This window comes from Roseovarius sp. MBR-154 (assembly GCF_053628595.1).
Genome location: NZ_JBRJGR010000001.1, coordinates 503,884 through 526,332 on the forward strand (window position 1 = coordinate 503,884; position 22,449 = coordinate 526,332).

The following is a 22,449-nucleotide window of genomic DNA, read 5'->3' on the forward strand; positions in this document are numbered from 1 at the left end:
CAAGACGGATGTTCAGGAAATGCAAAGATCTCAGAAAACGGTCGCGGCCAGACATCGTCTGCCCTAACGTGACGCCGACCAAGGACAAGGGCCTGACATGACGCATCATCAACCACATATCGACACCTCGCCCCACGTCTCGGACGAGGTGCGCAAGACCACCTGTTACATGTGCGCCTGTCGCTGCGGGATCAACGTCCACATGAAGGGCGGCAAGGTGGCCTATATCGAGGGCAACCGCGACCACCCGGTGAACAAGGGCGTGCTCTGCGCCAAGGGGTCGGCGGGGATCATGCAGGTCAACGCCCCCTCGCGCCTGCGTGCGCCGTTGAAGCGCGTCGGCCCCCGTGGCTCGGGCGAGTTCGAGGAGATCACCTGGGACGAGGCGCTGCAAATCGCCTGCGACTGGCTCGAGCCGATCCGCAAGACCGACCCGTCCAAGCTCGCCTTTTTTACCGGGCGCGATCAGTCACAGAGCTTCACCGGCTACTGGGCGCAGAATTTCGGCACGCCAAATTTCGCGGCGCATGGAGGCTTTTGCTCGGTCAACATGGCCGCTGGTGGCATCTACACGATGGGCGGCGCGTTCTGGGAATTCGGGCAGCCGGATTGGGACCATACCAAGCTCTTCATGCTGTTCGGCGTGGCCGAGGACCATGACAGCAACCCGATCAAGATGGGCATCGGCAAGATCAAGGCGCGAGGCGCGCGGGTGATCGGGGTGAACCCGATCCGCTCGGGCTATAACGCCGTGGCGGATGACTGGGTGGGCATCACGCCGGGCACGGACGGGCTCTTCATCCTTTCGCTCATTCACGAGCTGATGCGCGCAGGCAAGATCGACCTCGATTACCTCGCCCGCTACACCAACGCGCCGGTGCTGGTGAATGCCGATCCGAACTCGCCCGAGCACGGGCTTTTCCTACGCGATACCGACGGAAAACCGACAGTCATAGACCGCAAGACCGGCAAGGTTATGGCGTTCGACACCCCCGGCGTGCGCCCTGACCTGAGCGCCACGCATGAGGCTGACGGGATCACGCACCGCCCCGTGATGCACCTCATGGCCGACCGTTACCTTGACCCGCAATACGCCCCCGAGGCGGTGGCCGAGCGCTGCGGCATCACGCCCGACAAGATCCGCCGCATCGCCGCCGAGATCGCGCGCGTGGCCTTTGACGAGGCGTTTACGCTCGACCACGAATGGACCGATTTCCGCGGCGAGACGCACAAGACCATGACCGGCCGCCCGGTCAGCTTTCACGCCATGCGCGGAATATCGGCCCATTCCAACGGCTTTCAGACGGCCCGTGCGCTGCATGTGCTGCAAATCATCCTCGGCACGGTCGAGGTGCCCGGCGGCTTTCGGTTCAAACCGCCCTATCCCAAACCCGTGAGCGCCCATCCCACGCCGCATTGTAAATACGCGGCATGCCAACCGCTCGATGGCCCGCATCTGGGCTTTGTGCGGGGCCCCGAGGATCTCGCCCTCAAGGACGACGGCAGCCCCGCCCGTATCGACAAGGCGTTCACATGGGAAAACCCGATGTCGGCGCATGGGCTGATGCACATGGTCATCTCCAACGCCCATGCGGGCGACCCCTACAAGATCGACACGCTCTTCATGTACATGGCCAACATGTCGTGGAATTCTTCGATGAATACGCGCGGCGTGATGGAAATGCTGACCGACACCGATGAGAATGGCGACTATGTCATCCCGCGCATCATCTACTCGGACGCCTATAGCTCAGAGATGGTCGCCTATGCCGACCTCATCCTGCCCGACACCACCTACCTGGAGCGCCACGACTGCATCTCGCTGCTCGACCGTCCGATATGCGAGGCGGATGCGGCGGCCGACGCGATCCGCTGGCCGGTGATCGAGCCCGACCGCGACGTGCGCGGATTTCAGACCGTGCTGGTGCAACTGGCCAACAGGCTGAAATTGCCCGGCTTTACCGCCGAGGACGGCACACCGCGCTACACTGATTACGCCGATTACATGGTCAACCATGAACGCAAGCCGGGCATCGGCCCGCTCATGGGCTTTCGCGGGGACGGCACGGATACGGGCCGCGGCGCGCCCAACCCGGCGCAGATCGATCGCTATATCGAAAACGGCGGCTTTTTCGTCAGCCACATCCCCGAGGGTGCCAATTACTACAAGCCGTGGAACATGGCCTATCAGGAATGGGCCGTCGGCATGGGCATATTCGACAAACCGCAGCCCTATATTTTCGATCTCTACGCCGAGCCGATGCGCAAGTTCCAACTCGCCGCCGAAGGCCATGGCGACCGTCAACCGCCCGATCACCTGCGCGACCGGATCAAATCCACGATGGACCCGCTTCCGATCTGGTATCCGCCATTCGAGGATACGAGCATTGATACCGACGAATTCCCCATCCATGCCCTGACGCAGCGCCCGATGGCGATGTATCACAGCTGGGGCACGCAAAACGCCTGGCTGCGGCAGATCCATGGCCATAACCCGCTCTACCTGCCCACCAAGCTGTGGGAGAAGCACGGCTTCGCCGACGGCGATTGGGCGCGCGTCACCTCGGCGCATGGCGAGATCACCGTGCCGGTGGCGCATATGGCCGCGCTCAATGAAAACACCGTCTGGACATGGAACGCCATCGGCAAGCGCAAGGGGGCCTGGGCGCTGTCGGAGGATGCGCCCGAGGCGACACGCGGCTTCCTGCTCAACCATCTCATCCATGAGCTCTTGCCACCAAAGGGTGATGGGCTGCGCTGGTCCAACTCTGATCCGATCACCGGGCAGGCGGCGTGGTTCGACCTGCGGGTGAAGATCGAGAAATCCATCGTCCCGGCAGAGGCGCAACCCGCCTTCGCGCCGATCAAATCGCCGGTCGGGAAAGGCCCCGACCACCTCGAATGGAAGGTTGGCGAATGAGCGGCAAGACCCTGACATTGCTCGCCATTCTGGCCTTTATTGCCTTCGGCGTCGGCTCGTTCATCTGGTTCATTGCCACATGGGACAAGTCCCGCGAAGAGCCAGTGAGCACTCGCCCCCACATACTTGAGGAGCGCCCCGCATGACCACGCTTCCCGAAACCACGACCCGCAAACTCGGCCTCGTCATCGACCTCGATACCTGCGTCGGCTGTCATGCCTGCGTGGTGTCCTGCAAAGGCTGGAACACCGAGAATTACGGCGCGCCGCTCTCCGATCAGGCCCCCTATGGCGCCGATCCATCTGGCACATTCCTCAACCGCGTGCACAGCTACGAGGTGCAGCCGCTGGCAACATCAGCCATGCCGCACCCCGCCGCGCAACTGGTCCACTTCCCCAAATCCTGCCTGCATTGCGAGGATGCGCCCTGTGTCACCGTCTGCCCGACAGGAGCCAGCTACAAGCGGGGGGAGGACGGCATCGTTCTGGTCAATGAGAGCGATTGTATCGGCTGCGGGCTCTGCGCATGGGCCTGCCCCTACGGTGCGCGCGAGATGGATCAGGCCGAGGGGGTGATGAAGAAATGCACTCTCTGCGTCGACCGCATCTACAACGACAACCTGCCCGAGGAGGATCGCGTGCCGGCCTGCGTGCGCACCTGTCCCGCCGGGGCCCGGCATTTCGGCGATCTCGGCGATCCCGACAGCGACGTGAGCCAGCTTGTGGCAGAGCGCGGCGGCATGGATCTCATGCCCGAACAGGGCACACGCCCCGTCAACCAGTATCTGCCGCCCCGCCCCAAGGACACGCTCGACCAGCCCAAACCGGCGGGTGAGATCGACGTGCTCGCCCCGTTTCTGGAGTCGGTGATGGAGGAACCCAAGGGCTTTCTCGGCTGGCTCGACCGTACATTGGAGAAGATCTGATGCATCCCGCCCCGTCTGTCATCGTCTTCACCACCCTCTCGGGGCTTGGCTTCGGCCTGCTGATCTGGCTGGGCCTTGGCCTGCCTGCCGTCACCGGCTGGGTTGCTTTCGCCTTCTTCGCCATCGCCTATGCGCTCGCCGTGGGCGGTCTCCTGGCCTCGACCTTTCACCTCGGGCATCCCGAACGCGCGTGGAAAGCGTTCAGTCAGTGGCGCTCAAGCTGGTTGTCGCGCGAGGGTGTTTGCGCCGTCGCCGCACTTCCGGTCATGGCCGCCTACGGCGCAGGGCTGGTGTTGTTCGAGACGCGGTTGGCGCTACTGGGTTGGGTCGGTGCCGTGCTGTCGCTCGGTACGGTGTTGACCACCTCGATGATTTACACGCAGATGAAAACCGTGCCGCGCTGGAACACCGCTCTGACACCGGCCTTGCTGATTGCCATCTCGTTGGCCGGGGGCGCGCTGCTGGCCGGGGAAATCAGCGCCGCGCTGATCCTAATTCCCATCGCCGGTGTGCTGCAAATCCTGTGGTGGGTGCGCGGCGACGGGGCCTTTGCCGCATCGGGCACCGACATGGCGACCGCGACCAGTCTCGGCAACATCGGCACCGTGCGCTCGTTCGAGCCACCGCATACCGGCACCAACTACCTGTTGCGTGAAATGGTGCATCAGATCGGGCGCAAGCATGCGGTGAAACTGCGCGTCATCGCCTTCGGGCTTGGCTATGTGCTGCCCGTCGCGCTCCTGCTGCTGCCGTTCTCGCATCTTCTGGCGCTGGTCGCGGTGCTGACCCATGTCGCAGGCATTGCCATCTCACGCTGGCTGTTCTTTGCCGAGGCCGAGCACGTGGTCGGGCTATATTACGGCAAGCGCTGAGTGGCGCGCGGGGATCAGCGGGCCCCCTCGCTCCACTCGTCCATCACCGGCTCGATGCGCCGCTTGCGAAAGCGCTTCCAGCGCACGCGGATCGCCCAGAACGACGCAGCCAGCAGCACGAGAATCACGATCTTGACCCAAGGAATGATCTGCTCGTCCGGCCCCGTCGCCTCACGGATGCTCACCGCGTTCGGATAGATCGAAAACAGTTCATTGCGCCAGCCATAATGGCGCACAACCACCCATTGCGCATTCTCGGCGTTCTTCTTGGACACCATGTCTGACGCTTCGGCCTGCAAATTGGACGTGTCGAACTTGAAATAAGGTGGCCAGCCCCAGCCGGTATCCTCGTTGCGATAGATCATCGGCTTGTCATTGGCGCGGAAGGCCTGAATGAAGAACACGTCGCGCTCGGCCGCCGTGGGATCCTCACCGGTATCGGCGTTCGACCAGAACAGCGCATTATCGCCCGGATTGACCCGCTTTTCGTAGGTGTCGGTGATCCGCACCACGTCATGCTGCGGCAGCGTGTAATGCAGAAAGGCGATCAACACCGACCAGAACACGCCCCAGAATACCCATTTGACATAGACCATGCGTGGCCCCCTTACATGAAATTCGTGACATAGATGGTGACGCCGATCAGCGTCACCGGAACGATATAGACGAGCCAGATCAAGCGCTTTCGCAGCGAGCGCTCGTACTGGGCCATCCCGGCCTCTATATAGGCATCCCGGTCGCCGGGACGACCCGCCTCTTCCCAGTCGCGCGCCATTTTCTTGCGCCGCACGGACCGCGAATACCAGGAAATCCCAAGATAGAGCGCTGTCAGAGCGATCAGCCCGAAGATCAGCAATCGCATCAATGCCAGCATCCAAATACTCCTAATTCGGGTTCCCGACCAAAGCCGCACCCCTGCATAGCGCAGAATCATGCTAGGCTGCACCCCATATGCAACGAAACCGGAAAGGACATGCCATGTGTGATGCTTGCGTAATCAATGCGGTCAAGGACAGGATGCTGTCACGCCGCTCCTTCTTTTCCACCGCTGCCGGGGCCGGAGCGGCGACTGCTCTGTCGGCTGTGGGTGCACAACCCGCGATGGCCATGAGCCATAGCGCGGTCGCGGACCTGACCCATGCCTATGATGTCGGCTTCCCAACATATTTCGGCGCGCCCGGCATCTCGACCGAGCAGAGTTTCAACTTTGCCGAACACGGCTTCAACCTGCTCACGCTCACCATCAACGAGCATACTGGCACCCATGTCGATGCGCCGCTGCATTTCTCCGCGGATGGCGCCTCGGTCGACGAAATCCCGGTGGGCGATCTCGTGGCCCCGCTCTGCGTCGTGGATATCGCGGCGCGCGCGGCAGAAGATCCCGATGCGCTGCTCACACCCGATGATCTCTCGGCGTGGATTTCGGCCAATGGCGACATCCCCGACGGGGCGTGTGTGGCGCTTTACTCCGGCTGGGGGGCCAAGACCGGCAGCGACGCCTTCAGGGGCTTTGACGGCGAAGTGCAGCATTATCCGGGCTTTCACGTCGATGCGGCGCAGATGCTGATCGAACAAACCGGGGCCCGCTCCATTGCCACGGACACGCTGTCGCTCGATCACGGGCCCTCGGCGGATTTCGCCACGCACTACGCCTGGCTGCCGACGGGGCGGTTCGGCATCGAATGCATGGCCAATCTCGACAAGGTGCCTGCGGCGGGGGCGACCGTGGTCATTGGCGCGCCCAAGCATCGCGGCGGCACCGGTGGTCCGGCGCGCATCTTCGCGCTGATCTGAGGAAGCCGGCGCGCGGCCAAGCAGGCAGGCCCTATCGGCTGCGCGTCAACTCTAGGAACACATCCTGCAGATCGGCCTGCTCGGTCTTCACGTCGCGGATCGAGATCCCGGCCTCGTGCACCGCGGCCAACACCGCCTCGGCTGGAGTGTCGGCGGAGTGATAGGTGATTTCCAGCGCGCCGCTCTCGCGCCGAGTCACGGTCAGCCCCGGGCCTTCGGGCAGGGCCGCCACGGGCCGTTCGGGCTGAATGATCATCGTCTTGATATCGAGCCGACCCAGGAGGTTGGCCGTGGAATCCCGCGCCACCACCTCGCCCAGATTGATGATCGCGATCTCGTCGCACATCTCCTCGGCCTCCTCAAGGTAATGCGTGGTCAGGATGATCGTCATCCCCTCGCGGTTGAGCTTTCGCACGTTTTCCCAGAGCATCTGCCGCAACTCGATATCGACGCCGGCCGTCGGCTCGTCCAGCACCAGGATATGCGGATGATGAACCAGCGCCTTGCCCAGCAAGAGCCGCCGCCGCATCCCGCCCGAAAGGGTGCGCGCATAGGCCTCGGCCTTGTCCTCGAGCCCGATCAGCCGCAGGATCTCGTCACTGCGACGCTGCGCGCGCGGCACGCCGTATAACCCGGCCTGAACTTCCAGCGCGCCGCGCGGTGTGAAGAACGGATCGAGGTTCAGTTCCTGCGGCATAACCCCGATCGAGGCACGGCTCTGACGCGGATTGCGGTCCTGATCAAAGCCCCAGATCGTCACCTGACCGGCGGTTTTCACGACCAGCCCGGCCAGAATGTTGATCAGCGTCGATTTCCCCGCCCCGTTCGGCCCCAGAAGCCCAAAGACCGAGCCCTGCGGGATAGCCAGGTCGACCCCCTTGAGCGCCTGTTTCGCAGGGCTTCTGCCCTGACCGCCATAGGTTTTCGTCAATCCCCGGATTTCAATGGCATTTGCCGCCATGCTGCTCTTGCCCCTCGGCTTGGCTTCACTCATATTCGCACCTAGTGGAAAGCACGGCAAAAGGAAACGCCCCCATGGTCACCCAGGCCCCGGAAACCCGTATCGTGGACAGTTACCGTGTCGCCTGCGACGGGGGCGAGGGCGCATTGGGTCATCCCCGCGTCTGGCTGCAAATCCCGCGCGAGACGGGCTATGTCGAATGCCCCTATTGCGATGCCAAGCTCATTCACCACGATTTCGAGGGCAAGGTCTGACCGACCGCCGCCGCGCCCCTGCCGGGCATCGGAGTTTGAGTATTTTTAGAACGATGAAGCCTGATCGGGAGGGCGAGCCATGTCATTCGGAAAAGGCTGTCATCTGCATCTGATCGATGGCTCCGCCTTCATCTTCCGCGCCTATCACGCCTTGCCGCCGCTGACGCGGAAATCCGACGGGTTGCCGATTGGGGCCGTGTCGGGCTTTTGCAACATGCTGCAACGCTATGTCGAGGGCAACAATGGCCATGATGCCCCCACTCATGTGGCGGTGATCTTCGACAAGGGCAGCCACACATTTCGCAATGACCTCTATGACGCCTACAAGGCCAATCGCGAGGCGATGCCCGAGGATCTGCGCCCGCAAATCCCGCTGACGCGGGACGCCACCCGCGCCTTCAACATCGCCTGCGAGGAAATCGAGGGCTATGAGGCTGATGACATCATCGCCACGCTCGCCTGTCAGGCGCGCGATCTGGGCGGGCGGGTGACGATCATCAGTTCCGACAAGGACCTGATGCAGCTGGTCGGCAACGGCGTCGAGATGCTCGACGCGATGAAGAACCGCCGCATCGATGTTGATGGCGTGCGGGAGAAATTCGGGGTGGACCCGGCGCAGGTGGTCGATGTGCAGGCCCTGGCCGGTGACAGTGTCGATAACATCCCGGGCGCGCCCGGTATCGGGATCAAGACGGCTGCGCTGTTGATCAACGAATTCGGCTCCCTTGAAGATTTGCTCGACCGCGCCGAAGAAATCAAGCAGCCCAAGCGCCGCGAGACCCTGATCGCCAAGCGCGAGCAGATCGAAATGTCGAAACGTCTGGTGCAGCTTGACTGTAACACGCCGCTCGACTTCACGCTCGACGATCTCGAGGTGCGCGACCCCGATCCCGACACGCTGCTCGGTTTTCTGGCCGAAATGGAGTTTCGCACGCTCTCCAAGCGGATTGCGGACGCACTGGGCAAGGATGCGCCGGTGATCCCCGAACCCACTGCACAGGCAGCAGAGGACGCGCCCAAGGCCCCCGATTGGCCTGCAATAGAGCCTGACGCCTACACACGCATCAGCGATATGGCAAAGCTGGAGGACTGGATCGCCGCGATCCGCGCGCAGGGCTTTGTCGCTATCGACACCGAGACCACCTCGCTCAATGAAATGCAGGCCGATCTGGTGGGTATCTCGCTGGCCACGGCGCCCGGCACCGCCTGCTACATCCCGCTTGGGCACAAGGACGGTGCGTCGGATGACCTCTTTGGCTCCGATACGCTGGCCGAGGGGCAGTTGCCGATGCAGGACGTGCTGGATGCGCTGAAACCGGTGCTCGAGGATGACGCGATCCTCAAGGTCGGGCAGAACATGAAATACGATGCCAAGATACTCGCGGGGCATGGCATCACCATTGCCCCCATCGACGACACCATGCTGATGTCCTACGCGCTGCATGCGGGCGAGCACGGGCACGGCATGGACACGCTGTCGGAGCGCTATCTCAGCCATGATCCGATCCCGATCAAGTCGCTTCTGGGCTCGGGTAAATCCGCCATCACATTCGACCGCGTGCCGCTTGACGAGGCGGTGAAATACGCCGCCGAGGATGCCGATATCACGCTGCGCCTGTGGCATATCTTCAAGCCGCAGTTGCACCGCGCCCGCGTCACCACGGTCTATGAAACGCTCGAACGCCCGCTTGTTCCGGTCCTCGCCCGGATGGAGCGGCACGGGGTCAAGGTCGACCGCGAGACGCTGCGCGCCATGTCGGGCAAGTTCGCCCAGAAAATGGCTGGATTAGAGTCTGAGATCCACGAACTGGCCGGGCGTAGCTTCAATGTCGGCTCGCCCAAGCAGTTGGGTGAGATCCTGTTTGATGAAATGGGCCTCGACGGCGGCAAGAAGGGCAAGACCGGGGCCTATGCCACCGGCGCGGATGTGCTGGAGGATCTTGCGACGGAGCACGAGTTGCCTGCCCGCGTGCTCGACTGGCGGCAACTCTCGAAACTCAAATCGACCTACACGGATGCGTTGCAGGATCACATCGACCCCGACACCGGCCGTGTGCATACCTCTTACGTGCAGACCGGGGCCAATACGGGACGGCTCGCCTCGACCGACCCGAACCTGCAGAATATCCCCGTGCGCTCCGAGGAAGGTCGCCGCATTCGCGAGGCGTTCGTCGCCGAGGTGGGCAATCGCCTTGTCAGTCTCGACTATAGCCAGATCGAACTGCGCATCCTCGCCCATGTGGCGCAGATCGACAGCCTGAAACAGGCGTTCCGCGACGGCCTGGACATTCATGCCATGACGGCGTCAGAGATGTTCAACGTGCCGATGGACGAGATGACACCCGAGGTGCGTCGTCAGGCCAAGGCGATCAATTTTGGTGTGATCTACGGCATTTCCGGCTTTGGCCTCGCCCGCAACCTGCGCATCCCGAGGTCAGAGGCGCAGGGCTTCATCGATCGGTATTTCGAACGCTTCCCCGGCATCAAGGATTACATGGACAAAACCGTCTCCTTCGCCAAGGAACACGGCCATGTTCAGACCCTGTTTGGCCGCAAGATCCATACCCCCGAGATCTCGGCCAAGGGTCCACGCGCAGGCTTTGCCCGCCGCGCCGCGATCAACGCACCGATTCAGGGCACCGCCGCCGACATCATCCGCCGCGCCATGATCCGCATGCCCGACGCGATCGAGGGCCTGCCCTGCAAGATGCTGCTACAGGTGCATGACGAACTGATCTTCGAGGTGGCCGAGGACAGCATCGACCGCCTGATCGACGTGGCCCGCGACGTCATGCAGGGTGCCGCGGACCCGGCGGTGCATCTCGACGTGCCGCTGGTGGTGGATGCGGGACAGGGCACCAACTGGGCCGAGGCGCATTGAGGCCGCGCACCAAGATCGACCCGGACGTGACTTTTTCAGAGCATGCCGGTAGATCGACCCTACGTTCGCGTCGCAGCCGCAACGCAACGGTCGCATAGGGGGCGCATGTCCGCAGACGAATCGGGTTAGGCCTCGGCCAGTTCTCAATTTCGGAAATCACCATGCCGCGCCAGACCAAGCTCATCCTCTGCCCTGTCAACCTGCGACACGTGAAGGTGGAATACAACGCCTATACCGAGGCTGTGGAAATGGCCCAGAGACGCGGGGCCAAGCTCATCGTGGCGACGGTCGCACCCGAGATCGAGCGCAACATGAATATCTACAATTCCGATGTGTATTGGGGCGATGAACTCCGGAAATTCGTCGCAGCCCACCCCGCCGAAGGGGTCGATATGGAACTGATCGTGCGCAAGGGCGCTGTGCATCGCCAGATCGTCAAGCTCGCGGATGAGCGCAAGGTCGACCTGATCGTGATGGAATCCGCCAACCCCAAGGTACAGGATTACCTGCTCGGCACCACGGCGAGCCACGTGGTGACCCATGCCGAATGTTCGGTCTACGTGGTGCGCAGTTAAGCGGGCAGCTTGCCCTCCAGCACATAGCGCAGGATATCAACCACCTGCCCCGGCTCGCGCGCCACGGCGAGGGCTGCGGCATCCACCTCCTTGAGCGCGTGGTCGTGCTCGGGCGGTTGCAGGATGATCAGCGACTTGCCCAAGGCAGACGCGAAGCCCGCATCAAATGCCGCGTTCCACTGCTTGTACTTGTCGCCAAAACGGACCACCACGATATCGGCATCGGCAATCCCCTTGCGGGTGCGGATCGCGTTGACCATCGCGCCCTTGTGGTCGTGCCAATACTTTTCGGGCTCCTCGCCCAGGATCGCAACACCGCAATCATCGCTCGCCGAGTGATCCGTCACCGGGGACGAGAAAGACACATCAAGTCCCTTGGCCCCCGCGATGATCTGCTCACGCCAATCGGTGTGTATCTCGCCTGACAGATAGACATTCAGCATCGTTTGCTCCTTTCTTAGCCGCGCAGCGTGCCGCCCGTGGCCTTGGTGACCTTCTCGATGATCCTGGCCGAAACCGCCTCGATATCAGCCTCTTTCAGCGTGGTATCGCGCGGCTGCAAGCGCACGGTCATCGCCAGCGATTTCTTGCCCTCGCCCAGAGTGCCGCCGATGAACTCGTCAAAAATGCGCACATCCTCAATCAGCGCCTTGTCGGCCCCCGCCGCCGCATTGACCAGCGTCAGCGCCTCGACCTCGCGGTCGACGACAAAGGCAAAATCGCGCTCCACCGTCTGCAGATCGCTGATCGCCATCGCCCCGCGCGTGGCCGAGGATTTGCGCGGCAGCGGAACCTCTGCAGGCCAAAGGGTAAAGGCCACCGCCGGCCCCTTCACATCCATCGCGCGCAGCACCTTAGGGTGCAACTCGCCAAAGACGCCCATCACCTTCTTGGGGCCAAGGCAGACCATGCCATGCCGCCCCGGATGCCACCAGTCTGGCGCACCGCGCAGGATCTGCGCCTTGGCGGGCGCACCGATCGCTGACAGCACCGCCTCGGCATCCGCCTTGGCGTCATAGAGATCGACGGCGCGTGAGGTGCCATGCACATCCTTGGGCCCGGTCCGCCCGATCAGCACGCCGCAGATCTGCAAATGCTGCTCGCCCGGCTCGCCGCCCTGAAACGCATGACCGGCCTCGAACAACGCCAGTTCCATGATCCCGCGCGCCTGATTGCGCGCCGCGGCCTGCAACAGCCCCGGCAACAGATCGGGCCGCATATGGCTCATTTCCGAGCTGATCGGATTTGCCAGCATCGTGGACGCGTCACCTCCGCCAAAGAGGGTGGCCGAGCCGTGGTCGATAAAGCTGTAGGTGACGCATTCGTTATAACCGAGTGCCGCCATGCTGCGCCACGCGATCTGTTCGCGCTTCTGCATCGGGCTCAGGATCGGCTTGGGCACACCGGCATCGACACGCGCCATCGGCCGTCCCTTGAGCTTGGTTAGCGACGCAATCCGCGCCACCTCCTCGACCAGATCGGCCTCGCCCAGGATATCGGGCCGCCAGCTTGGCACATGCGCCATGTTGCCCTCGAGCTTGAAGCCGAGCGCCGTCAGCGTCTGGCGCTGCTCGCTTTCTGGGATGTCCATACCCACCAGCGACTGCACCCGCGCCGGATCAAGCTTGTAGGCGCGGCTTACATCCGGCACCTTGCCCGCCGTCACCCGGTTCGAGGGTACACCGCCACACAGATCGAGGATCATCTGCGTCGCAAGATCCAGCGCCTCCATGTTGAAGGCCGGGTCGATCCCGCGCTCGTTGCGATAGCGCGCGTCGGAGTTGATCTTGAGCGCGCGGCCCGTCGTGGCGATCTGGATATGGTCCCAGACCGCCGCCTCGAGAAACACGTTCACCGTCTGCTCGGTGCAGCCGGTGGCAAGCCCGCCCATGATGCCACCGATGCTCTCGATCCCGGTCTCGTCGGAAATGACCACCTGCCCGGGGCCAAAGGTGTATTCCTTTTCATCCAGCCCCAGGAGCGTCTCGCCCCCCGTGGTGCGGTGCACCCGCAGATCGCCGGTCACCTTGTCGGCATCGAACACATGCAGCGGGCGGTTGCGATCATAGGTGAAGAAATTGGTGATATCCACGAGTGCCGAGATCGGGCGCAACCCGATGGCGCGCAGCCGGTCCTGAAGCCACGCGGGCGATGGCCCGTTCTGGACATCGCGGATCAAACGACCGCCAAAGACCTCGCAGCCGCCGGTGGTCGTATCCTCGTCGATCGTCACCTTGACCGGGCAGGCGAACTGGCCCTCGATATCCGCCGTGGGGGCGGGCTTCATCGTGCCAAGACCACGCGCCGCGAGGTCGCGCGCGATGCCCCGCACGCCAAGCGCATCCGGGCGGTTGGGCGTTATCGCGATCTCGATCACCGGATCGACCTTGGCTGGATGATGCACGGCCAGCCAATCGACAAAGCGCTCGCCGACCTCCCCCGACGGCAGTTCGATGATTCCGTCATGCTCGTCCGAGAGTTCCATTTCGCGTTCCGAGCACATCATGCCATGGCTCTCGATCCCGCGGATTTTGCCCACGCCGATGGTGGTGTCGATGCCGGGCACGTAGACACCCGGCTTGGCGATCACCACGGTGATCCCCTCGCGCGCATTGGGCGCACCGCAGATTATCTGCGTTTCGCCAGCATCCGTCGCCACCTGACAGACCCGCAGCTTGTCGGCATCAGGGTGTTTCTCGGCACGGATCACCTTGCCAATGGTGAAATCCCCCAGCCGCGCGGCGGGGTCGAAAATGCTTTCTACCTCCAGCCCCAGGTCAGTAAGGGTTTCCGCGATCTCCGCCACCGACGCGGTGGTCGCGAGGTGCTCTTTCAGCCAGGACAATGTGAATTTCATGCGTGCTCTTCCGACTGCGAAACGTGGGTCCGACTGCGCTTTACCGGATATGTCGGACATGGAAAACCCCGCATTGCTGCGGGGCTTTGCTGTTGATCAGTGCGCCGTGCCGTTCAACTCGTCCAGCGGGACGCGAAATCAAACGCGCTGTCATAGCCGAAGAGGGCAACCGACCCTCCGGTATGTAGGAACACGACCCGCTCGCCTTTCTTGAAATGTCCCTTGCGAATGAGGTCGACGAAACCCGCCGCGCCCTTGGCCGAATAGACCGGATCGAGCAGGATCGCCTCGAGTTCCGCGAACATCTGGATCGCCTCGATGCCGCTCTCGGTGGGGATGCCATAGCCTTCACCCACGTAATCGGTATTGGCGACGACGTCCTCGCGCGCCACCACACCCGGACAGCCCAGCTTTTCCGCTGTGGCACAGGCGAGGTTATAGACGTTTTCCTCCTGCTTGGGCTTGGGCGCACGCACCCCGATCCCCAACAGCGGGATTTGCGCGTTCATCGCCTTGAGCCCGGTAATCAGCCCCGCCTGCGTGCCCGCACTACCTGTTGCATGCACGATATGGTCGACCTTGAGCGCGCGATCATTGAACTGCGCCAGCATCTCGAAGGCGCAATTGACATAACCGAGCGCGCCCGTCGGGTTCGACCCTCCGCCGGGAATGGTGTAGACATTGCGCCCCTCGGCGCGGAACTTGTCGGCGACCTTTTCCATCTCGGCATTCATGTCACCGCCGCCGGGGCGCTTCTCGGTCGTGGCCCCATGCATGTGATCCAGCAGAACGTTGCCGTTATTGTTGTAATTGGCATTGTTCGAGCCGGTCCGGTCCTCGAGCAGGATATGGCAATCCAGCCCCAGCTTGGCCGCAAAGGCCGCCGTCTGACGGGCGTGGTTGGATTGCGTGGCCCCTTGGGTCATCACCATATCCGCACCCTGCAATTCCGCCTCGGCCATCAGGAATTCCAGCTTGCGGGTCTTGTTGCCGCCCGTGGACAGACCGGTGCAATCATCCCGCTTGATCCAGATTTCGGGGCCGTTCAATTCCTTGGTCAGCCGGTCCAGCCGCTCCAGCGGGGTCGGCAGATGGGCGATGAAGTGGCGGGGATAACGGGCGAGATGCATTTGAGGTCCTCCATAAAACATGCGTTTCACGCAGGGTAAGTCGGGACATTCCCATCGTCTAATGCTATTTTTGCCATATATTATGCAAGGTACGCAATATGCGACTGGACTGGCTCGACGATCTTATGGCGGTGTCCGACACCGGTTCGCTCGCCCGAGCGGCCGAGATGCGCCATGTCAGCCAATCGGCCTTCACCCGCCGCCTGCGCGCCATCGAAGAGGCGCTCGGCACCCCGCTCCTCAACCGCAGCCGCAAACCCGTCACCCTGCTGCCAGATGTTGCGGCAAAAATCCCCGAAATGCGCAGCCTCGCCACGCAACTGCGCACCCTGCGCGAAACGCTGGCGCACACGTCGGACGCGCGCGGCCTGACACTGGCCTGTCAGCACGCGATCACCACGACCCATTCGCCCGCCATCGTCAGCATTCTGACCGCGCAGGGTGGCCGCGCGGTGCGCGTGCGTTCGGACAACCGCGAGGAATGCCTGCTCCGCCTTTTGTCCGGCGAGGCCGATCTCGCGGTGGTCTATGCCGCGCCCGAGGTCGCCCCCCTGACCCTCGGCCGCGCCTTCGACCGGGTCTCGCTCGGGGTCGAACGCCTGCTGCCGGTAGCCACTCCGCGGCTCATGCAGGGCCCCGACCTGCCCTACATCGCCTATCCCGGCGACGTGTTCCTGGGTCAGGTCATGGCGCGCGCGATCCTGCCGCGCATCCCTGCCCCCCGCGTGCTGCGCCGTCGCGCGGAAACCGCGCTCACGCTTGCCGCGCATGAATATGCCCGGCGCGGCATCGGAGTGGCTTGGTTGCCCGAAGGCATGGCGCGCGACGATCTGGCAAGCGGGCGGCTGATCGGCCTTGATGACGCGCTGCCCGCGCTCGACATGGCGCTCTGGATGATACGGCTGACCGAAAGCGGAACCGCCCCTTGGGCGCGCGACTGGTCCCGACTCGTGACCGCCCTCGGGCAACCCGGCTGAGCGTTCCGCCTTGCACAGCCCTGCCCCCTTTGCTTTAACCTCCGCGATACCCCTGTCGGAGGCCGCATCATGGTCGACATCGCAACCCGCGTCTACAATCATCGCTGGAAGATGGACCCCATCGTTCGGTCCCTGATCGACACCGATTTCTACAAGCTGCTGATGTGCCAGTCGGTGTTTCGCAACCGGCCTGATACGACCGTGACGTTCTCGCTCATCAACCGGACGAAATCCATCCGGCTGGCGGAACTGGTGGACGAGGGAGAGCTGCGCGAACAGCTCGATCACATTCGCTCGCTCTCGCTGTCGCGCGGTGAAAGCACCTGGCTGCGCGGCAACATGTTCTATGGCAAGCGCCAGATGTTCACGCCCGAATTCATGGAATGGTTCGAAGGGCTGACCCTGCCGCCCTATCACCTCGAGGTGCGTGACGGGCAATACGAGTTGACCTTCGAAGGCAAATGGCCCGAGGTCATGCTCTGGGAAATCCCCGCGCTGGCCGTGCTGATGGAACTGCGCGCTCGCGCGGTGCTCGGCCACATGAAGAAATTCGAGCTTCAGGTGCTCTACGCGCGTGCCATGACCAAGCTCTGGGAAAAGGTCGAGCGGCTGCGCCCTATCGACGGGCTGCGCATCGCCGATTTCGGCACGCGGCGGCGGCATTCGTTTCTGTGGCAGGACTGGTGCGTGCAGGCCATGCGCGAGGGGCTGGGCGAACGCTTCGTCGGCACCTCCAACTGCCTGATCGCCAAGAACCGCGATCTCGAGGCGATCGGCACCAATGCCCATGAATTGCCGATGGTCTACGCGGCCCTCGCGCCCGACGATGCGGCCCTCGCGCAGGCCCCTTATGACGTGCTGTCGGACTGGCACGAGGAACATGACGGCAACCTGCGCATCATCCTGCCCGACACCTACGGCACCAAGGGGTTTCTCGAAAACGCCCCCGACTGGCTGGCGGGCTGGACCGGCATTCGCGTCGATTCCGGCGCGCCCGAGGCCGGGGCCGAAACCGCGATCCGCTGGTGGCAAGACCGCGGTGAAGACCCGCGCCAGAAGATGGTGATCTTCTCCGACGGGCTCGACGTCGACAAGATCATCGAGTTGCAGGCGCAGTTCGCCGGGCGCGTGCGTACCTCCTTCGGCTGGGGCACGCTGCTCACCAATGATTTCCGCGGTCTGACCGAGGATGACGCACTCGCGCCGTTCTCTCTGGTGTGCAAGGCGGTGTCGGCCAACGGGCGACCCACGGTCAAACTCTCGGACAACCCGCGCAAGGCCATGGGCCCTGAGGATGAGATCGCGCGCTATCGCCGCGTGTTCGGCGTCGGCGAGCAAGAGGTGCTCGACGTGATCGTGTGACGCCGCACAGGCTAGCGCACCACGAATTCGGCATGCAGGGCGCCTGCCGCCTTGATGCTCTTGAGAATGTCGATCATGTCACGAGGGGCGACACCAAGCGCGTTAAGCCCTGCGATCACCTCGGACAGCGAGGTTCCTGCAGGCACTTCGGCCAGGCCAATGCCTGGCTCTTCCGCGATCCCGGCGTCGGTGCGGGGCACCACTACTGTTTCGCCTCGTGCGAACGGGTTGGGCTGCACGGCTAGTGGCGTTTCCTGGACCCGCAAGGTCAGATTGCCCTGCGACACCGCAACCCGCGAGATCCGCACATCCTGTCCCATGACGATTGTGCCAGAGCGCTGATCGACGACCACGCGCGCCCGTCGTTCCGGCTCGACCAGCAGGTTTTCGATCCGGCCCAGGGCGTGGGCGGGTGACGCGGCTTTCATCCTCGCGATATCGACACCGACCGTACCGGAATCCAGCATCGCCGCGACGCCATGGCCGACGGCTCCGTTGATGACCTTTTCGATCCTCCCGGCGGTGGTGAAATCCGGCTCGCGCAGGGCGAGGCGAATCCTGTCGAGGCTTGCGAAATCAAATGCGATCTCACGTTCCACCCGGGCCCCTGCCGGGATCGTTCCCGAGGTCGGCACACCTTGGACGATCCCGCCGCCTTCACCTTCGGCGGCGACCCCACCGGCGATGATCGTGCCTTGCGCAACCGCGTAGATCTGCCCGTCCGCGCCGTTCAGCGGGGTCATGATGAGTGTCCCTCCGAGGAGGCTATCGGCGTCGCCGATGGCGGAAACCGTGACATCGATCTGTCCGCCTGCCCTCGCAAAAGGCGGCAATTCGGCGGTGACCAGAACCGACGCCACATTCTTGGGGCGGAACTGTTCGCCCGTGACATTCACCCCGAGCCGCTCGAGTATGTTCGTCATGATTTCTTCGGTGAAAGGGGAGTTTCGCAGACCATCTCCTGTGCCGTTGAGCCCGACCACGAGGCCGTAGCCCACAAGATCGTTGCCACGCACGCCGTCGAATTCCACCAGGTCCTTGATCCGGACCGGACCTGCGGCCACGGGCAGCACAAGCACATGAAGCGCAAGCCCCAGGCACAGCGCCCGGATCAACCGAACGATCCACGTCACAGGAAATTCACCAGGCTCAGCCGCGACGCCCGCGCAGTAAGTGTGTAAAGAGCCTCCAACTGGAATTGGACCTGCTGAAGCTCGTTGGCGGTCGCAAACGCATCGACCGAGGTCAGGCTATTCCGGGCAATTCCGAGGCTGCTGATCTCAGCTGATATGCGGCTTTCGGCCTGGGCGACGCGCTCTTCGGCAAAGCCGAGATCGGCGCGCAATCGCGTCAGGTCGTCCTGCGACCCGAGAAGATTTTCCCCCGCGCTGCGGGCCAGTTCGTTGCGCAGACCAGGCGCGACCACGCCATCGTCCAGTATCGCGCTCAGAGCGACCTCCTTGATCTGTGTCCGCAGCACAGGGTCATCCGCGCGTATGCTCAAACGGACCGATTCACCGGAGCCGAGGGCAATGGCGCTCAGATCTGCGCTTCCGCCCTGGTAGATAGATGTGACAAAAGGCCCATCCGGAGCGTCGAAGAACGTGTCGAGCCTGTGCCGCATCTCGGTGGGAGACGTGGCCCCTGACAGCGCGATGCGCAATTGGTCGAGCAGAAGGTCGGCGCTGTTCAATGGCGGTTGAGCGACCCGGTTTCCGGCGAAGAGGGATCGGCCCGCCGAGGAGCCATTGAGGCTGGACACGATGCTGTCCAGGGCGCCGCGTGCTTCGGTGGCAAGCGTTGATATAGCGGAGTTGCCGGCATCGGCTCCGACCAGAATCGCAGTGGATGCCAGAGACGTCGTCGAGTCCTGGATTCGTTCAAGCGACAGCTGCATAACCGCGGCGTCAGTCGCGGCACCGCGCGCGGCATCGCGAAGCGCTGTCTGTACGCTCAGCGCGCGTTCGATCTCGTCCAGCTGGACGAGATTTCCCGAAAGATGCGCCGAGATATCCGCAGCCCTGCCGGTCGACAGTTCTCGGGTCAGGCGATCCATTTGCCGGTTGATCTCCACGCTTTGGCGACGGAGGGTGAAATTCTGCGCCAGATCGCCAATGGATTGCATGGTCATGTTCCTATCCTCAAAAGGGTCTGCATCAGATCATCAATGGTCTGGATCATGCGCGCATTGGCCGTGAACGCCTGTTCGACCAGCAAAAGGCGCTGCAACTCCGCATCGCTATCCACCCCGTGCTCAAGCTCGATCGTGCGCAATTCGCCGGACTGGTTCGTGGCAAAGCTGAGCTCACGCTCTGCGGTGAGGCGGTTCTGGGCCAACTGGCTTGCGAAATCGGCGATATGGCCGCTCTCATCGCGGATCGCTGACTCCGGGCCGAGCGGGCGGCGGGATGTCAAGGCATCGCTCATGCGCTGCAGAAGGTCGGCATTGCCCGACGGACCGGGCTGCGTTGCCCCCAGACCGTCACGCAATCTCGAGACTGAGCCGCCGGATTGCGGATTGACCACGGGATTGATGCCAAGGCGGGCGGCAAGTCCGGTCTCGGTCCCGGCGAGCAGTGCGCCCCCGGAATCGGTGAACAGCCCCGGTGCGCCGGGCGCCTGGGTCGGATCGAGATCGGCTTGCGAGAATCGTTCAATCAGATCCCGCGCGATGGCATCGAGTCCGGCCTGGGCGCCTGTGCCCATCTCGTCCCGGCTCTGGAAAAGCGCGGCCAGTCTGCCGCCTGCCAGGGGCCCGGGATCGGCAAGAGACATTTCCTGCTCGGCAATGCGTATGCCCGAGAGCAGACCGTTCTCGCGGGTCATATGTGGCGCAACGACTCGCGACGCGTCAAACTCCAGGTGGGCCGCCCGCCCGTCGACAAGCACGGCACCGCCGGTGGTCACGAGGGCCACGGCACCGTTGTCTCTGGACAGTTGGCGAAGGGGCACGATCTGCGCGATATCGTCGATCACCGCCTGTCGCCGGTCCTCGAACCCTGTCGCATCGCGCCCGTTCGCGGATGCCTGCGCGATCTGCAGGTTCAGGGCGACAACGGTCTCGAGATTTGTATTCAGACTGTCCACATTTGCGGCGATCTCGGCATCCGCGCGAGCACGCAGATCCTGGATTCTGCCAGAGATGGTATTGATGTCGGCGCTCAGCGCGGCGGCTGCGTCAACCGCCGCCTGAAGACGGTTCGGGTCTTCGGGCCGTGTGGCGGCGCTAATGAGGTCGGTTTCGAATGTGACAAGCCGGGTTGAGAGTGCGCCCTCTTCACCGGGTGCCCCGATCATGCGTTCGAAGGCCAGCGCGAAATCGGCCCGCGTTTCGGCAGCCGCCTGCGCGCTGTCAGCCAGCCGACGATCGCCCAGCAGGGCGGTATCGACGAACCGCGTGATGCCGACAAGGGACACGCCGCCATTTTGCCGCGATTCAAGCGCAACGTCCCGCGGGGCGAAGCCCTCTGTCAGAACATTCGCGATATTGCCGGCGACAGTTTCAGCAATGCGGGAACCGGCGTTCAATCCGCTCAGCGCGTTGGACAGGGCCGCCGAGATCGTCATATCATGTACCTTTCACGGGTGTTGCCGATTCAGCGAATGAGGTTCGTGGTTTCCTGCAACATCTCGTCGACGGTCTGGATCACGTTCGCGTTCGAGGAGTAGGCCCGTTGCGTCTGGATCATGTCGGTGAGTTCGCGTGCGATATCGGTTGCGGACTCCTGGCGTGCGAAGGAAACCATGTCACCTGTCGGGCCGTCCCCGGCATCCCAAAGGAAGAACGAGCCGCTTTCGGTCGAGGGCAGGAAGGTTTGCTGATCCAGGGATCGCATGCCATTCGGGTTCGGCAGATCAACAAGCGGAACCTGGTAGATTACCCGGCTTGCTCCGGTATCGAATGTCGCATGCACGAACCCGTTCTCGTCTACAGTCGCAGAGGTCATGTTGCCGACCGGCGAGCCGTCCTTGGTTATTGCGAGCGGAGCGAAGCTGTTTGAAAGTTGGGTCAACCCTTCGGACGTGCCGGGTCGTCCGATGTTGATCTCGACCGGTCCACTTTCGACATTGACGATCACCCGTCCCGTGGCCGGGTCATAGGGCCCGCCGCTGACATCGGTCACGTCGAGGAGGGTTCCGCCTGTGGCGCGCGCGTCATCGAAGGTGAGGCGATACTCTCCGATAAGTGCGCCGCCCTGGGCGGAATCCGACAGGGCCATTGTCCATTCATTCGACGTGCCATCTGCGGGCACGGTCGGTGTGAAGGCGATCTGGATCGTCTCGGACCTGCCGAGATTGTCGAAATACTCTACCGAAAGCTGTTGTGCAGTGCCGTCGCCACCCGCCTCGGTGTCGGTGGCAGGAAGATTGATGCCAAGATTGATGCTGGTCGTCGGTTCGCCGGTGAGCTGGTTGACGTTGATCTGCACCGGTTCCAACCCTTGGCTTGTGTCGCGGGGGAAGGGGGGCACCGTGCCATCGGCATTCGCGGGCCAGCCCAAAAGTACAAGACCCGATTCGGTCACGAGGCGCCCGGTGGAATCAGTGCGGAACGATCCGGTCGAGGTCAGAAGCATCTGCGGGTCTCCGTTGCCGATCGCCACGTCGCTGGACAGGGCGACGGGAAGAAAGCCACGGCCGCGCACTGCCAGATCGGTCGGATTCGACGTGCTGACAAGCGCGCCGCCCTGATCGATCCGGCGTTGGGTATTGGCGCGCACGCCGCCGGCCGCGAATGTCGCGCCCCCGTCCGAGACCACAAGCGATTCAAAGCTCGTCTCGACCCGGCGATATCCGAAGGTTGAGGAATTCGCGATATTGTCGGAAATCGCACCGAGGCGGGAGGCGTTGGCGTTGAGCCCAGCCACGCCTGCGTTCAAGGAGGAGGATATCGTCATGATCACGCCTTTCTGCTGTATCGACCAAATCTCGACGTCCGTC

Annotated in this window: 20 protein-coding genes; 10 read left to right on the plus strand and 10 right to left on the minus strand. The window is 63.1% G+C overall.

Translation table 11 applies throughout. The features are described from left to right. Window positions 1-97 precede the first annotated feature (97 nt). The 4 genes from ACSSV4_RS02370 to ACSSV4_RS02385 are packed head-to-tail and all read left to right on the plus strand — an operon-like array spanning window position 98 to window position 4,717. Complete coding sequence (locus ACSSV4_RS02370) at window positions 98-2,920, plus strand: molybdopterin oxidoreductase family protein (protein ID WP_454273164.1); 2,823 nt, start codon at window positions 98-100, stop codon at window positions 2,918-2,920. Then, window positions 2,917-3,066: a hypothetical protein gene (locus tag ACSSV4_RS02375; protein WP_454273165.1), complete on the plus strand. Its 150-nt coding sequence runs from the start codon at window positions 2,917-2,919 to the stop codon at window positions 3,064-3,066. The genes ACSSV4_RS02370 and ACSSV4_RS02375 overlap by 4 nt, the downstream gene beginning before the upstream one ends. Continuing rightward, a complete protein-coding gene (locus ACSSV4_RS02380) occupies window positions 3,063-3,845 on the plus strand; it encodes a 4Fe-4S dicluster domain-containing protein (RefSeq protein ID WP_454273166.1) in 783 nt (260 codons plus the stop codon). Before ACSSV4_RS02375 ends, ACSSV4_RS02380 begins: the two co-directional genes overlap by 4 nt. Further along, window positions 3,845-4,717, plus strand: a complete 873-nt coding sequence (locus tag ACSSV4_RS02385) for a dimethyl sulfoxide reductase anchor subunit family protein (RefSeq protein WP_454273167.1) — start codon at window positions 3,845-3,847, stop codon at window positions 4,715-4,717. The genes ACSSV4_RS02380 and ACSSV4_RS02385 overlap by 1 nt, the downstream gene beginning before the upstream one ends. 14 nt (window positions 4,718-4,731) lie before the next feature. On the opposite strand, the gene ACSSV4_RS02390 is transcribed toward ACSSV4_RS02385, so the two are convergent. Both ACSSV4_RS02390 and ACSSV4_RS02395 read right to left on the minus strand, forming a co-directional pair. Then, window positions 4,732-5,313 carry a DUF1523 family protein gene (locus ACSSV4_RS02390; RefSeq protein WP_454273168.1) on the minus strand — a complete coding sequence of 194 codons (582 nt, stop codon included), beginning with the start codon at window positions 5,311-5,313 and terminating at the stop codon, window positions 4,732-4,734. A gap of 11 nt (window positions 5,314-5,324) precedes the next feature. Beyond that, window positions 5,325-5,591 (minus strand): hypothetical protein, encoded by a 267-nt coding sequence (locus ACSSV4_RS02395; protein ID WP_454273169.1) that lies wholly within the window; start codon window positions 5,589-5,591, stop codon window positions 5,325-5,327. Between the two features lie 104 nt (window positions 5,592-5,695). Between ACSSV4_RS02395 and ACSSV4_RS02400 the strand changes: the two genes are divergently transcribed. Then, the gene (locus ACSSV4_RS02400) at window positions 5,696-6,511 is read left to right on the plus strand and encodes a cyclase family protein (RefSeq protein ID WP_454273170.1); all 816 of its coding nucleotides are present in this window, start codon (window positions 5,696-5,698) and stop codon (window positions 6,509-6,511) included. Window positions 6,512-6,542: 31 nt separating this feature from the next. Here the strand turns inward: ACSSV4_RS02400 and ACSSV4_RS02405 are convergent, their stop codons facing one another. Continuing rightward, window positions 6,543-7,472 carry an ABC transporter ATP-binding protein gene (locus ACSSV4_RS02405; protein ID WP_454273402.1) on the minus strand — a complete coding sequence of 310 codons (930 nt, stop codon included), beginning with the start codon at window positions 7,470-7,472 and terminating at the stop codon, window positions 6,543-6,545. Between the two features lie 74 nt (window positions 7,473-7,546). Here ACSSV4_RS02405 and ACSSV4_RS02410 point away from each other — a divergent pair, with 74 nt between their 5' ends. The 3 genes from ACSSV4_RS02410 to ACSSV4_RS02420 all read left to right on the plus strand — a co-directional run bounded on the left by ACSSV4_RS02410 (window position 7,547) and on the right by ACSSV4_RS02420 (window position 11,182). Further along, on the plus strand, window positions 7,547-7,726 hold the full coding sequence (locus ACSSV4_RS02410) for a zinc-finger domain-containing protein (RefSeq protein ID WP_454273171.1): 180 nt from the start codon (window positions 7,547-7,549) through the stop codon (window positions 7,724-7,726). A gap of 79 nt (window positions 7,727-7,805) precedes the next feature. Further along, a complete protein-coding gene (gene polA, locus ACSSV4_RS02415; RefSeq protein ID WP_454273172.1) occupies window positions 7,806-10,607 on the plus strand; it encodes a DNA polymerase I in 2,802 nt (933 codons plus the stop codon). A 161-nt stretch (window positions 10,608-10,768) separates the two neighbouring features. After that, window positions 10,769-11,182 carry a universal stress protein gene (locus tag ACSSV4_RS02420; RefSeq protein WP_454273173.1) on the plus strand — a complete coding sequence of 138 codons (414 nt, stop codon included), beginning with the start codon at window positions 10,769-10,771 and terminating at the stop codon, window positions 11,180-11,182. Here the strand turns inward: ACSSV4_RS02420 and ACSSV4_RS02425 are convergent. The 3 genes from ACSSV4_RS02425 to ACSSV4_RS02435 all read right to left on the minus strand — a co-directional run bounded on the left by ACSSV4_RS02425 (window position 11,179) and on the right by ACSSV4_RS02435 (window position 15,169). Further along, window positions 11,179-11,625, minus strand: a complete 447-nt coding sequence (locus tag ACSSV4_RS02425) for a YtoQ family protein (protein WP_454273174.1) — start codon at window positions 11,623-11,625, stop codon at window positions 11,179-11,181. The two genes, ACSSV4_RS02420 and ACSSV4_RS02425, sit on opposite strands and share 4 nt — an antisense overlap. Window positions 11,626-11,639: 14 nt before the next feature. Next, entirely contained in the window at window positions 11,640-14,039 is a 2,400-nt protein-coding gene (gene pheT, locus ACSSV4_RS02430; RefSeq protein WP_454273175.1) for a phenylalanine--tRNA ligase subunit beta, read from the minus strand. Window positions 14,040-14,152: 113 nt separating this feature from the next. Then, on the minus strand, window positions 14,153-15,169 hold the full coding sequence (locus ACSSV4_RS02435) for a D-cysteine desulfhydrase (protein WP_454273176.1): 1,017 nt from the start codon (window positions 15,167-15,169) through the stop codon (window positions 14,153-14,155). 98 nt (window positions 15,170-15,267) lie between these two features. Between ACSSV4_RS02435 and ACSSV4_RS02440 the strand changes: the two genes are divergently transcribed. Next, window positions 15,268-16,146 (plus strand): LysR family transcriptional regulator, encoded by an 879-nt coding sequence (locus ACSSV4_RS02440; RefSeq protein WP_454273177.1) that lies wholly within the window; start codon window positions 15,268-15,270, stop codon window positions 16,144-16,146. 69 nt (window positions 16,147-16,215) lie between these two features. Further along, entirely contained in the window at window positions 16,216-17,508 is a 1,293-nt protein-coding gene (gene pncB, locus ACSSV4_RS02445; protein WP_454273178.1) for a nicotinate phosphoribosyltransferase, read from the plus strand. 11 nt (window positions 17,509-17,519) lie between these two features. Here the strand turns inward: pncB and ACSSV4_RS02450 are convergent, their stop codons facing one another. The 4 genes from ACSSV4_RS02450 to ACSSV4_RS02465 are packed head-to-tail and all read right to left on the minus strand — an operon-like array spanning window position 17,520 to window position 22,406. Continuing rightward, entirely contained in the window at window positions 17,520-18,620 is a 1,101-nt protein-coding gene (locus tag ACSSV4_RS02450) for a flagellar basal body P-ring protein FlgI (RefSeq protein WP_454273404.1), read from the minus strand. 17 nt (window positions 18,621-18,637) lie between these two features. Then, window positions 18,638-19,639 (minus strand): flagellin, encoded by a 1,002-nt coding sequence (locus tag ACSSV4_RS02455; RefSeq protein WP_454273179.1) that lies wholly within the window; start codon window positions 19,637-19,639, stop codon window positions 18,638-18,640. Further along, window positions 19,636-21,075, minus strand: a complete 1,440-nt coding sequence (gene flgK, locus ACSSV4_RS02460; protein WP_454273180.1) for a flagellar hook-associated protein FlgK — start codon at window positions 21,073-21,075, stop codon at window positions 19,636-19,638. Before flgK ends, ACSSV4_RS02455 begins: the two co-directional genes overlap by 4 nt. Window positions 21,076-21,104: 29 nt before the next feature. After that, window positions 21,105-22,406, minus strand: coding sequence for a flagellar hook protein FlgE (locus ACSSV4_RS02465; protein ID WP_454273181.1), 1,302 nt, complete (start codon window positions 22,404-22,406; stop codon window positions 21,105-21,107). Between the last annotated feature and the right edge of the window lie 43 nt (window positions 22,407-22,449).